17 protein-coding genes and 1 tRNA gene are annotated in these 11,393 nt (G+C 42.4%); 4 read left to right on the top strand and 14 right to left on the bottom strand.

What is annotated here, in order from left to right:
* Positions 1-221: 221 nt before the first annotated feature.
* The 9 genes from WA407_RS21730 to WA407_RS21690 form a co-directional block, all read right to left on the bottom strand.
* The gene (locus WA407_RS21730; RefSeq protein ID WP_013310979.1) at positions 222-971 is read right to left on the bottom strand and encodes a polyketide synthase; all 750 of its coding nucleotides are present in this window, start codon (positions 969-971) and stop codon (positions 222-224) included.
* Positions 972-1,016: 45 nt separating this feature from the next.
* Positions 1,017-1,778: an enoyl-CoA hydratase/isomerase gene (locus WA407_RS21725; protein WP_061828470.1), complete on the bottom strand. Its 762-nt coding sequence runs from the start codon at positions 1,776-1,778 to the stop codon at positions 1,017-1,019.
* Positions 1,775-3,037, bottom strand: coding sequence for a hydroxymethylglutaryl-CoA synthase family protein (locus WA407_RS21720; RefSeq protein ID WP_069289930.1), 1,263 nt, complete (start codon positions 3,035-3,037; stop codon positions 1,775-1,777). The genes WA407_RS21725 and WA407_RS21720 overlap by 4 nt, the downstream gene beginning before the upstream one ends.
* A 15-nt stretch (positions 3,038-3,052) precedes the next feature.
* Positions 3,053-4,291: a beta-ketoacyl synthase N-terminal-like domain-containing protein gene (locus tag WA407_RS21715; RefSeq protein WP_336078345.1), complete on the bottom strand. Its 1,239-nt coding sequence runs from the start codon at positions 4,289-4,291 to the stop codon at positions 3,053-3,055.
* Positions 4,288-4,527, bottom strand: a complete 240-nt coding sequence (locus WA407_RS21710) for an acyl carrier protein (protein WP_165178358.1) — start codon at positions 4,525-4,527, stop codon at positions 4,288-4,290. The genes WA407_RS21715 and WA407_RS21710 overlap by 4 nt, the downstream gene beginning before the upstream one ends.
* Before the next feature lie 48 nt (positions 4,528-4,575).
* Entirely contained in the window at positions 4,576-5,325 is a 750-nt protein-coding gene (locus WA407_RS21705; RefSeq protein ID WP_336078344.1) for a 4'-phosphopantetheinyl transferase family protein, read from the bottom strand.
* 144 nt (positions 5,326-5,469) lie between these two features.
* A complete protein-coding gene (gene loaP, locus WA407_RS21700) occupies positions 5,470-5,991 on the bottom strand; it encodes an antiterminator LoaP (RefSeq protein ID WP_254329810.1) in 522 nt (173 codons plus the stop codon).
* A 495-nt stretch (positions 5,992-6,486) separates the two neighbouring features.
* The gene (locus WA407_RS21695) at positions 6,487-7,164 is read right to left on the bottom strand and encodes an MBL fold metallo-hydrolase (protein ID WP_336078343.1); all 678 of its coding nucleotides are present in this window, start codon (positions 7,162-7,164) and stop codon (positions 6,487-6,489) included.
* 336 nt (positions 7,165-7,500) lie between these two features.
* Positions 7,501-7,586, bottom strand: a tRNA-Leu gene (locus WA407_RS21690).
* 246 nt (positions 7,587-7,832) lie between these two features.
* On the opposite strand from WA407_RS21690, the gene WA407_RS21685 reads away from it, so the two are divergent.
* Both WA407_RS21685 and WA407_RS21680 read left to right on the top strand, forming a co-directional pair.
* Positions 7,833-7,991, top strand: coding sequence for a hypothetical protein (locus WA407_RS21685; RefSeq protein WP_013311032.1), 159 nt, complete (start codon positions 7,833-7,835; stop codon positions 7,989-7,991).
* Positions 7,992-8,121: 130 nt separating this feature from the next.
* Complete coding sequence (locus tag WA407_RS21680; protein ID WP_023989396.1) at positions 8,122-8,310, top strand: hypothetical protein; 189 nt, start codon at positions 8,122-8,124, stop codon at positions 8,308-8,310.
* A gap of 77 nt (positions 8,311-8,387) precedes the next feature.
* On the opposite strand, the gene WA407_RS21675 is transcribed toward WA407_RS21680, so the two are convergent.
* From WA407_RS21675 to WA407_RS21665, 3 genes are all read right to left on the bottom strand, one after another.
* The gene (locus WA407_RS21675) at positions 8,388-8,540 is read right to left on the bottom strand and encodes a hypothetical protein (protein ID WP_165149143.1); all 153 of its coding nucleotides are present in this window, start codon (positions 8,538-8,540) and stop codon (positions 8,388-8,390) included.
* A gap of 95 nt (positions 8,541-8,635) precedes the next feature.
* A complete protein-coding gene (locus WA407_RS21670; RefSeq protein ID WP_023989398.1) occupies positions 8,636-8,962 on the bottom strand; it encodes a YnfA family protein in 327 nt (108 codons plus the stop codon).
* A gap of 53 nt (positions 8,963-9,015) precedes the next feature.
* The gene (locus tag WA407_RS21665) at positions 9,016-9,198 is read right to left on the bottom strand and encodes a hypothetical protein (RefSeq protein WP_235309438.1); all 183 of its coding nucleotides are present in this window, start codon (positions 9,196-9,198) and stop codon (positions 9,016-9,018) included.
* 353 nt (positions 9,199-9,551) lie between these two features.
* On the opposite strand from WA407_RS21665, the gene WA407_RS21660 reads away from it, so the two are divergent.
* Positions 9,552-9,830, top strand: a complete 279-nt coding sequence (locus tag WA407_RS21660) for a hypothetical protein (RefSeq protein ID WP_235309435.1) — start codon at positions 9,552-9,554, stop codon at positions 9,828-9,830.
* Positions 9,831-9,861: 31 nt separating this feature from the next.
* Complete coding sequence (locus tag WA407_RS21655) at positions 9,862-10,893, top strand: glycosyl hydrolase (RefSeq protein ID WP_235309433.1); 1,032 nt, start codon at positions 9,862-9,864, stop codon at positions 10,891-10,893.
* A gap of 72 nt (positions 10,894-10,965) precedes the next feature.
* On the opposite strand, the gene WA407_RS21650 is transcribed toward WA407_RS21655, so the two are convergent.
* A complete protein-coding gene (locus tag WA407_RS21650) occupies positions 10,966-11,178 on the bottom strand; it encodes a hypothetical protein (protein ID WP_336078342.1) in 213 nt (70 codons plus the stop codon).
* Positions 11,179-11,314: 136 nt separating this feature from the next.
* Positions 11,315-11,371 carry a hypothetical protein gene (locus WA407_RS26790; protein ID WP_442952046.1) on the bottom strand — a complete coding sequence of 19 codons (57 nt, stop codon included), beginning with the start codon at positions 11,369-11,371 and terminating at the stop codon, positions 11,315-11,317.
* Between the last annotated feature and the right edge of the window lie 22 nt (positions 11,372-11,393).

Raw genomic sequence — 11,393 nt, 5'->3', positions numbered from 1 at the left:
TCTCCACCAACTCCTCAAAACACAAAGTTTATATAACATGAGCTAAAGGCTTATCACCCTGTCCATTTTGAGCTATTATTCACGTTTGAAGCATTGCCAGGAGTTGCCTGCTAAAATATATCAAAGAAAAAACGAGTGATGAGGAAGGCTATATGCTTCTTTCACACTCGTTGCTGGTTCGCATGAACAACCGCAAAGGCGTTCAACGAATCTCTATTTGGTTATTTTCCAAACAAGTTGATAATTCGTTCTTTAACCTCCGCTTGATGAAAGGTCTTCTCATGCATGATAAGCTCTTGTTCTACGATTTTGGGAAGCTGTTCCCTGAGTGGAGCAACCAAATGATCCTTTAGCGTGATTAAAGAAAATCTGGGTTTCTCGGCAAGCTGCCGGGCAAGATCCATTACATAGCCCATCACTTCTTTGCGGGGTAGGGTCGGAAACGGAACTCCCCGTTTTTCCAGTTCAACACCTCGATAATTGCCCCCATTTAACAATAACTCTTCTCCCAAGCTGAACCCTAGTTTTTTAGGAATAATATACGTGGCACCCATTCCCGGTGTGAATCCGTATCTCATAAAATTAGTTGTGTACACACTTTCCTTGCTTAGGACTACAAAATCAGCAAATAGCCCCATTACAAAGCCACCGCCCACCGCATGTCCCTGCATGGCAGCTATCACTGGAACTTTACAGCCCAATGCAAGAGAGTAAATATTTTCATCAGTAAACTTCGAGATTCCTTCATGTAAAGCCAACAGTCCCTCTTGCGTCCCACCCGTGGCAAAGTAATTATCGTATCCTGTTAGAATTACGACTTTGCAGGTTGAATCTTCTTGGATCGTCTTGAACGCTTGTCTTAGTCCATGGGTCATTTCAAGCGTAAATGTATTTTTATGAACTCTATCTTGCATTTTCACTTGAATAATACCTCGTTCGATTTCAAGTAATTCAACCACGGATTGTGACATTATGATCTTCTTCCCTCCTACATCCCCATCTTGTGGCGTACGTCATCAGTCCATCCAAGGAAATTGCCCCGTTTCAACGTACCGGAAAATCCCTTTAAGATTTTGAGAATCTGAAAACACCTCTTGATTGGACGCCAACGCTAGTGGTTTACATTGACGCAAATCGTTGAGTTCATCCATAAAGCGCTTGTAGCGTAAGATCCCCTTCTTGGTCAATCGTCTGAGGCGTAATAAATGTTTGCGTAGCACCATCTCGCTCTGAGCATCGTACGCATCAACCAATCCCCATACATGGGCCTGTTGAACCGAAACGGGCTGCGTCATTAGTGTTAAATAATGCGCTTTTTGGAATCCAATCCTGCGGACTAAAAAAGGTAGGACGCAAGCAGGAAAAAGTCCGAATAGCAATTCTGACAAGCTGAACTGTGCCGTCTCGTCAGCTATCACAATATCGCTGGCAGCAATAAATCCGACGCCACCAGCGTTTGCTTTTCCTCGCACATGAGAAATCGTGATATAAGGCCCAGTTGCTAGTTTTAACCACAGATCATACATAGGTTCTGGACTCATTGCATGTTCTTGTCCACTTTCCACTTTTTCACGCATTCCCTCAAAATCCGCCCCAAAACAGAACACCTCTGGCAGACCCTCCAAAACTACGATCGTAACCGACTCCTCACACAGTGCAAGTACATGCAAGCACTCCTCGATGAGGGTATTATTAATCGTATTGTTTGCCTCAGGTCGGTAAAACCGAATATAACAAATCGATTCTTGAAAGCGAACCTGAATCGTTTGATAACTCATGATTCCCACCTGTATTTACGGTGGAATTCATAGATTTCTTCCAAATACAACCGCTGTCTCCCTTTCCCGGAAGCTATGACCCCCGGAATCAATTGAAAATCCAGCTTGGCGTTGCGGGTTCCAAATCGTACGGCGCCACTGCCTTTTAGCAGGGATTCATATTCATCCATAGATAACTGATAGCGATCATTCAAATTACGCTCGATTTCAAAACGCCGCAGATGTTCCTGGCTTTGCGGCATAACAACCCCGCTATAAAATTCAGAGCAGCAGCCTGACCCGTAGGAAAAACAGCCGATTCGCTTTGGAGCATCGAATGTACCTTGATCAATCGTACCTGCCAAGGAGAGGTACAAAGTTGCCCCCATAATATTTCCGACTCGTTGGCAATACGCTAATCCAGGCTTAACACGTTGTAAATAATCTGCCTCAATCTCATTTGGTTTGGATTGAGTCAACCTTCGCATCATCGTGCGATGCGCCCCTTTTACCATTCCGCCAAAAGGAGTATGAAAGGCAAGATACTGAAAGGTATCTTTATAATCCACTCCTTTCACCCGTTTTTGATATTCCAAAAACGCTTGCTCGCAACAATCCAGATAGGACATTAAAGACAAATCTGCATCCCCAGCCTCGCTATCTGGAATCGGCCGGCAAGTATCCATCACCTCATAGCCGTAATATCCATTAGCGCCTGCATCGATTTGAAAAACATGAGGATTTTCACTAATGAGCATTGCCACGGCCCCTGCGCCTCCACTTGGCTCAGCATAAGACCAATCCTCACTCAATACATCCCCGCCTTCAGCAGCAATAAATCGTGAAATATCACTGGCAATTACAAGCGCTTTTGCTCCTGGCGAGACCTGAGAAAGAATAAAATTCACCGCCATTTGGAGTCCTGCAGTACCGGAATAGCAGGCTTGCTTGAGCTCAAATAATCTGCAATTCCGATTCAACCCCAAATAGTGGTGAATATATGTACTGATTGATTTCCCAAAATCAATACCTGATTCTGTACAGGTGATAAGCATTTCGATTCGGTTTTTTTCCGCTTCTGAAAGAGCGTCCACCAGCGGTTTTGCCGCATTTACTCCAAAGGTAACTGGATCTTCATAAGGCAGGGCAACCGCCTTTTCTTTCATTAATAAATTTTCGAACCTTGCAGGATCCAATTGCCTGTGTTGGGCTAATTGCATAACATCCAGATAGGCAGAGCCACCAAAAACGTTCATTGCCTCAATTCCCACGACAACCATAATCGTCCCCCTCTCTCAAATACGCGACTCACATTTTTGCATACAAATGGCAGTATTGATTCCACCAAATCCCATGCTCAGATTCATGGTATTGTGAATAATTGCTGGTACAGACTCATTCTTCACCCAATTGCAGTCCAAATGGATAGGCTCCTCCAAATTACGGGTAGGGTGAAGTCTCGACTCTTTCATTTGTAAAAGAGTAGCCACAATTTCAACCGTTCCTGCCGCGCTCAAGCCATGACCGATAATGGATTTGGTTGCATTGATATAGGCATGTGACAATTTACAATCCTGTAATGCCTTTATTTCTATATCGTCTCCAACGACCGAGCCTGTCCCATGGGGATTAATATAATCAATCTCTTCCGGTAGCAGCTTTGCTTTCTCCAAAGCTCTTCTAATCACTCGGGCTTCGCCTTCGTAAGAGGGATTGGGATTCCGGTTTCGATCCATTCCCATATCCCATCCTGCAAGTTTGGCATAAGGTTCCTCCCGACGCCTCACGGCAGAATCGGCTCGTTCTATGACTACAACCCCGCAAGATTCCCCATAGATGAACCCGTCCCGCGACTGATCAAATGGTCGACACGCCATTGCAGGTTCATCGGCATATCGGTCGCTTCCCATCGCTCCCAAGGACCGCAATGCCTGGCATTCCATATACGAAATATCCATCAATGCCCCCATTGCAATACAAACATCAACACGATCTGCTTGAATTGCCTCAATTGCTTGAATGATTGCGACTTGTCCACTAGCGGATGCACCACCGACGGTATAAGCTAACCCCTGAATGCCGAACTGTTCGGTACATAGTCCGCACAAATCAGTATCCATAAAGGAAACCCCATAGGTCGGCGGTACAAAGCACATTTTTTCCCGATAGGCCTCATAGGTCTGAAATAGCTCCCGTTGCTGAAAATTGGAGCCTCCAACCACCAGTCCAATACGGCTAGGATCAACGTTATCCAATTGGGCATCATCCCAGGCTTCTTGAAGGGTTACCATGGCTACCTGCCCCGAAAATGATGCTGTACGTAACATTCGTTTGGATAATGCCTTCGGATAAGACAAGGTTGGCAGCTCCGCACCTATAAATGAAGCTTCGCCTCTTCTGCCAGGGCGCTGCATGAAGCCAAATGCATGCTGCCCTTTGAACAACGCCGAGGCAAAAGCAGCCTTCCCCTGCCCAATCGCCGAAGTCACGCCAATCCCCGTAACGAATAACTCAGACTTTTCATAATTTTTCATAATTTCGCATAAAGTGCATCTGTCAATTCCCCTATATTTTTCACGCCAGACAATTCGACACGCGGAATATTAAGAGATAATGTTTCCATTGTCTTGTTTACAATTTCGGCCCGGTCTACTGAATCTGCACCCAAATCCACCAACCGATCGCTATACTCGAACGTGTGATCTTGTAATTCAGGAAGCACTTCACGAATACAACGTTTAACAATATCGAATACTTCTTCCTTATGCATGGGTATCCTCCTAAAAGATAAATGATTTAAAACTCAACAACCCGGTATTCAATAAGCATGACCTATAAACGGATTTCGATGAAAACTTGCATTGAATTTCTCATAAATCCGAGAAGTATTCATACTCCATTCCGTCTTCCTTGGTGCTACAATCGTGCAGATATAGTCACCTAACCGGTAAGACTGGGCAGCATATTGTGGAAAATGTGAAAATGTACTTTGGAAGTATCCATCCACCAATCTGGTCTCATTCATTTCAAGTACATGCAGCGATGTTGTAAAACCTGTGCGCAATATTTTCGACAGGGCCTCCTTCACTGTCCAAAAAACCGTCAATAAAGCTGAATACTCCCCTACTCCCCGCACGACAGAGATTCTTTCCATTTCTTCCGTCGTCAGTTGGCTTTCAATTGTCTTATTTCGCTTAGAATCAATCCTCTCAATATCAATGCCCATGGGATGCGCTTCGGGAAAAACAACAGCCGCTCCGATATAGTTGCAATGGGCAATGCTCACCTGGTAACTGTGGACACCATTGATTCGAAGCATGGGCTGGCCAAAGACACCTGTCTCCACACTTACGTTGCGCAGGTTTGGCTCGCTTAACAGCACCGAAACCGCTTGTTTCGCACTTAGCCTGCCAAGCACAAAGTTGGTTTTCCGCCGATGGAATACCAAACTCTCGAAGTAATTACACTCATCCGAATGAAAAACTTCCCGATCAAGGGGAGCGTCTGCGTTATAATCTACATGGACAAAACTAACGGCCGCCTTCATCACGGCATCTTCCCGCTTCAATATTAGTTGTTCTGCATACGAGGCTACGCATATCCCCCCTAGTAAACTACTAACTTAGCAGTCCAAATCAAAAAAGACCTTCAAATCCCTTATGGGTTCTGAAAGCTTCCTCATGGAGTATGAACTCGTCATAAGTTCTCCACTTTAAACCTTACTTATAATTTCCAAAGCTACTCTTACTAACCTAATATCACCCATAAATTCCAACTGAATGACCGCTTGTCGTTTATGTCTATCTATTTTCTTAACTATACTCCCCCTTCCTTTGAGTGGGCCATCTAGGATACGTATATTGTCTCCTTCAATAATTCCAGTTGATGATTCTATACAATAGCTATCATTGCATAGACTCTCTAACATTTGTTTCTCCGAATCTCTCATTGAAGCTTCAAACTTCGAGTATCTCAATAAACGAATGATATCACTAGAAGTGCAAATCATTGAATTTGTACTGGTTACGAACTGCAAGTCAGGTAAATTCGACTCAATAAATACATAGCTTGGGAACAAAGGAGCCCATTCTTTCTTTACTATTCCTGCTACTTTAAAAAGTCTCTCTTGGAGAGGTATAAAGGGTTTGTAGACTTCAGAATCCATCCACTCATTAATAAGCTGCTTGACCTGTTCTTCCCTACCCGTTCGCACAAAAAACACGTACCAGCTCACTTAACTCATCTCCTATAAAAACGTACTGCCAAATCATCTTCTATAATGTCTACTACCCATATACATAGCTTCGCCCTTTCACTTATCCTACTTGATAAGCTACAATCTCTCACGATATATCCCTCATTAATGGTTAACGTGACCCGCCAGCGATTAACCACAGACAAGTTCCTTTATTTTTCATATAATCATATAATTGGAATAATGTTTTTCCATTATAATCCTCTACTCAAACCCTGTCAATTCACAGTTGATTGGGAACGGTCAGGTTCATCATTGGATTCGCAAACCTTTCTGAAAATGGCTCAATTTGAGGTCATTATTATCTTTCGAGTACAGCTTTTATGTTTCTAGCGGCTCATAAAAAAACTGATCTGGGTGTTTTATACTAGTGAACTTGAGTCATCTGAGGCATACACAAGCGATAGATCGTTATGTACTATTTTTTATATTCAAGATTTTCTCTCACCATTAGAACTGGACCACATTACAGACTCATTTGAAATCAAACAGTCCCTTTTGGTTCGGACGCATTCTAAATTTAATAAAAGATTCCTTACTCGTAAATTGAAAATAAATATTTTCATCCATGAGGTGATTGAGTGTAAAACCAGGCGCTTTACCAAATGAATGAGCAGGATAAATTTGAATAGAGTCATCAATTTCTCGCTTTATTTTTTGAACGCTATTATATAATTCTACCGGATCTCCTCCATTTGGGTCACAAAAGCCACAACCTTCAATGAAAATTGTATCCCCAGTAAATAAGCGATCTGACAACAGGTAGCATACACTTCCCACGGTATGTCCGGGGGTCAAAAGACTTTTGATTTCCGTTTCACCAACCTGGATTGAATCCTTGTCTTTAATTGAATGTAAATTTCTACATCTAAAATTATAAAAATCGATTTCGTTTATTGACATGAATACTTGCGGGTTATATTTTTCCAGGAGTGGATTTACCAAATTAATATGATCCCAATGTGAGTGAGTTAATAGTATCGCTTTGAGATCGCCATTCAATTGTTGAAGATAGGATTCTACATTCAATAAATCCCATGATGGGTCAACAATAGCTATGTCTCTTGTTTTCTCATCCATTACAAAATATACATAGTTAATGAAATTCATAAAACAAACTCTTAACTGTTCCATATGATAAGTCAGATTCATATCAGCTTCACTGAACCACCTTCCCAATGATTAATTAAAAACAACAACATTCTGTTTGAAGGATTTATACCTCTTCATTTTTGGAGATAATTTACACTCAATTATAAAGCCCCCATTTCGTGGTACCTACGATTATAACCATTGATGCAATAGAAAGGCTCCGACTCTCTGTTACAAGATCGCTTAATCTTGCCAAAATAAAAAACGCCTCTCCGTATGTTAACGGTGAGACGTTTTTTGTTGATCCTGCGTACCTGCTGAATGCTCCACTGCAGCTACAAGATCTCTCATTATTTTCGTTCATTTAACTTTGATGTGTCCGTGGTAATTCAAGGATGCCGAGGACCGGGATCGAACCGGTACGGTAGTCACCTACCGCAGGATTTTAAGTCCTGTGCGTCTGCCAATTCCGCCACCCCGGCATAAATTTAGGAACGCTAATCTTTACACTTACTTGTCTTACAAGTATCTGAGAAACATGCATCTGATTAAGAAGTGTTCTCGTTATGTAAATGTCATTCAATTGGGCACCAACATATAATACGATAATTTTATCGAATTGTAAAGTGTTTTTTTAAAAAATAATAAATTTCTCTTTTTGTATAACTTGTGCACATTTGAATTACACTAATAAACGTCTTTCCAAACTACCAGAAGGGGTGTTACGAATGCGTGAAGGTATGATTCCAGCTGTTCTTGGAACGGTAGTATCGGCTTCAGGCGCTGTGTTGCTGAGCAGTAAGTACAAACTTGCAGCTACAGGCATTCTCGGTTTCGGACTGGCTCATGTTGTTCTGGGAGCGATTGATCTGATTGAGCATCGCTAGTTGTTTGGGAAGTGCCGGGTGGGATTTAGTCCCTCCCGGTTTTATTTTTATCAACGTTTAGTCTGGAGCACAAGCGTTTATGTAAAGTATAGAAGCTGAATGTACCTAATAAAAGGAGCTGTGATGTGCTATGAGAGATAATAACTCTGAAAAAAATCGTACTGACGATCAAATCGAACATAAACAATCCCTCGACAAGCGCGAGCCAGGATTTAATCGCATTCCTGACACCGATGCAGATACACCTGCTGCTACCGATATGATTGATGAAGCCATAGGTCGCGGGATAGACAAGTTACGTAACGATTTCACAAAATAAAGCATGGGTAATAGGGCACAGGTTTGTGAGCAGCCCTTAATTTTATTTGCTTTGATATGTACAGTGATTTCGTAAAATCACTTAAAGATCAGCATAATCCAGCCAATGATCGAGATCCACAGCACGATGCTGATTAAGAGTCCACACATGATACCAAAAGAGAAATTACCTTCATTCTTCGGCATAGTACTGCCAAATTTCAATCTAAGCTTCATTTGATTCCAGTTCATAGAACCCCCTCCTTAAGTTCTATTTCGGAATATGAAGCTTATTTTTTTAGACCTATAGTCATGTTTTCGAAAATAAAAAAGGGTTTTTCGTCCTATCACCCTGATCGCGGAAACAGGATTACAGCTATACCGACCAAACAAATCAATCCACCAATGAAATCGTACAAGTCGGGTGTCTTTTTATCAATCCACCAGCCCCATGCGATGGAAAGAACAATAAAGACACCTCCGTATGCTGCATATACACGCCCAAAGGAGGAAAAAACCTGAAAGGTAGCGATGATTCCATACACAGCCAAAATTACTCCGCCGCAAAGTCCGACATACCATGTCTTACCTTCACGCAGCCACTGCCAAATCAAATATCCTCCTCCAATTTCAGCGATGCCAGCCAATATAAAAAGTAAAGCTGCCTTTAACACCATTTCACATCCCTAATTCTTCAAATTCTTTTCGTTTTTTTTGGATATCTCAATTAGTGCACTCGAGCTAAAATGATAATCAATGCAATCACGCCAACTAGAATCAGCAGGTTGCTGACCTGACGCCATAAGCTAGGCACTCCCTCGGAGTGAAGCTTCCGCTGATTGGCATCAAAGTTCGCTTTGGCTCCTTCAGCATCTGCTGATCTAGAGAATGGTCTGTTTTCTTCATTCATAAGAGTACCTCCTTTTCAATCCACTTTAATCTTACCAAACTTTTCCGTCGATTTCGCGGTGCTTTTATGCATATACTTACCACATATTTCTGATTGCAACTTCATATATGTGAAGTGCATATCCATATGTCAATATTTCGCTGAATATAAAGTATGATGTCGAATCAAGGTAGAGTGGGTATTTAGACGTCTTTCATTGCAGGACGGTAGTTATGGTATAATTTAGTCAACATGTTCAAGATCGTAACCAGCGCTCAACTGTTTATTCCAATTGCAATTAAATTTACATCCAATAATCCACATCCCGGTTACAACCTGCATATTCTGTTTGTAAACCCAGGAGGAGGATACCTATGTCCCCAATCTTTATAGCAAGTTTAATGATAATGGGCATATTTTTATTTCAGGCAGCCATCGTTTTCGGCATCATACATTGGATTTCAAAACGCACCCAACGTCCAGCACAAACCAAAATGTATCTTGCAATGGGTTTGCTCGTTGTAATTTTAGGCTTCCTTATATGGGACAACTGGATACACTCACAGGAATTCAATGGATGGGCCACGATTAGTCTGCTGGTGATTATTATTAGCGCCTATATACAGCTTAGAAAGCAAAAAGAAAAATACTAATCCCATTACCATGCATCAAAGGAGGAGCGCCATGAAATCTCACTCAACACGCTTTTGGTTACAGAGGGTGCTACTACTAATGCTTGTTTTACTCTTCAGCGGCTCTCAGCAATCATTCATTGTTGCCGATGCCGCCCCGCCAATTAATGTTCAGGCCTCTACCAAAGCTAAGCAATTACTCGCCTACCTATCTAATGTACCGGATGATATGCTAATTTCCGGGCAGCATGATTACTTAGAGGCACCGGATGAACAAAATAACAAGCTACAACAAATCAGCGGACAATACGCAGGACTTCACGGCTATGAGTTTGGAGGATTAGCTAATCAGTCCCGTACGGCCCTACAAGAGCAACGTCAGCATGTTGTGGATAGTGCTATCCAATGGAGTCAGGACGGCGGAATCGTAGCTATTACCTTCCATCAGGCGCTACCGGGCACACCCAAAACGTGGAAAAATGTACAAGCAAAAATAACTCAAGCTGAATTTAATCGTTACATCACACCGGGTACCCCGCAATATAAACAACTGATCGCCGATCTGGATGAGGTGGCTCTGTCCCTTAAGACTTTACGAGACGCGGATGTACCTGTTTTATGGAGACCCTATCATGAGATGAACGGCAACTGGTTTTGGTGGGGGAACAAGCAAAATTACGCTAAGTTGTGGAATCTAATGTATGATCGGTTCACTCATGTCCATCATCTGGATAACCTGTTGTGGGTGTGGAGTCCCAATGCTCCAAACGCATATAGCACTCCCTATAATCTGTCCTTCCCAGGTATTAACCGGGTAGATATTCTTGCAGCTGATATCTATAATAATGATTATAAATCCTCCTATTACACTGAATTGCTAAAGCTTGCGCAGGGCAAGCCTATGGGAATCGGAGAAAGTGATATTCTGCCGAGTGCGAAGGTGCTGCAAAACCAGCCAGCCTGGGCCTATGCCATGACATGGGGAAAGGAGCTGTCTGCAACCAATTCACAAGCAGCAATCAGACATTTTATGAACCAAAATAATATCATCACACGAGACCTTCTTCATGAGTCCCTCCGCTGAAAGAAAAAAGCTTCCACTTCGCTCTAAGAGCAAAGTGGAAGCTTTTTTTATACTAAATCCAAATAAAGCTCTCTAACTATTTCTGATAACCTCTTCTAGATCAATATCGGCATACGCCTCTTCACCAAGATGTACGGATACAATGGTGTAGATCCGCTTGGACAGTCTAGACATCAGCCGATCACCCGGTGCTACAGAATATTCTTCCCGATAATCTCCAATTTTGTGAAAACCGCTGGTATGGATGTACAAGTTACCCCTACGTGTTCTACCATGCACCAACATCAAATCTCCTCCTGCTGGTAACCAACCTAATTTCCCTGTTACATGTATATCGGTTAGAACAAGATAGGATATAAGTCCCTGGTACCCTTGGGACTGACCCCCGTTTGTGAGACAGGGATCAAAACACCTTTCAAGTTTAAGCAGCCAGTCGCCTGTAATCTACCGGCGACTGGTTATTTAGTTTCGTTTGAATCCGAATTGAGTTATAGTAGGTG

The organism is Paenibacillus sp. 203, assembly GCF_037027525.1.
GTDB classification, from domain to species: Bacteria; Bacillota; Bacilli; order Paenibacillales; family Paenibacillaceae; genus Paenibacillus; species Paenibacillus polymyxa_B.
The sequence above is the reverse complement of the archived record's forward strand: the minus strand, read 5'-3'. Positions and strand labels throughout refer to the sequence as shown.

Bases quoted from the DNA above. Each gene is read 5' to 3' on its own strand.
- WA407_RS21675 (WP_165149143.1), bottom strand. From the start codon at position 8,540: ATGAACTGGAATCAAATGAAGCTTAGATTGAAATTTGGCAGTACTATG.
- WA407_RS21715 (WP_336078345.1), bottom strand. From the start codon at position 4,291: ATGAAAAATTATGAAAAGTCTGAGTTATTCGTTACGGGGATTGGCGTG.
- WA407_RS21660 (WP_235309435.1), top strand. From the start codon at position 9,552: ATGTCCCCAATCTTTATAGCAAGTTTAATGATAATGGGCATATTTTTA.
- WA407_RS21695 (WP_336078343.1), bottom strand. From the start codon at position 7,164: ATGAATCTGACTTATCATATGGAACAGTTAAGAGTTTGTTTTATGAAT.
- WA407_RS21730 (WP_013310979.1), bottom strand. From the start codon at position 971: ATGTCACAATCCGTGGTTGAATTACTTGAAATCGAACGAGGTATTATT.
- WA407_RS21685 (WP_013311032.1), top strand. From the start codon at position 7,833: ATGCGTGAAGGTATGATTCCAGCTGTTCTTGGAACGGTAGTATCGGCT.
- WA407_RS21655 (WP_235309433.1), top strand. From the start codon at position 9,862: ATGAAATCTCACTCAACACGCTTTTGGTTACAGAGGGTGCTACTACTA.
- WA407_RS21665 (WP_235309438.1), bottom strand. From the start codon at position 9,198: ATGAATGAAGAAAACAGACCATTCTCTAGATCAGCAGATGCTGAAGGA.
- WA407_RS21725 (WP_061828470.1), bottom strand. From the start codon at position 1,778: ATGAGTTATCAAACGATTCAGGTTCGCTTTCAAGAATCGATTTGTTAT.
- WA407_RS21710 (WP_165178358.1), bottom strand. From the start codon at position 4,527: ATGCATAAGGAAGAAGTATTCGATATTGTTAAACGTTGTATTCGTGAA.
- WA407_RS21650 (WP_336078342.1), bottom strand. From the start codon at position 11,178: ATGTTGGTGCATGGTAGAACACGTAGGGGTAACTTGTACATCCATACC.
- WA407_RS21720 (WP_069289930.1), bottom strand. From the start codon at position 3,037: ATGGTTGTCGTGGGAATTGAGGCAATGAACGTTTTTGGTGGCTCTGCC.
- WA407_RS21680 (WP_023989396.1), top strand. From the start codon at position 8,122: ATGAGAGATAATAACTCTGAAAAAAATCGTACTGACGATCAAATCGAA.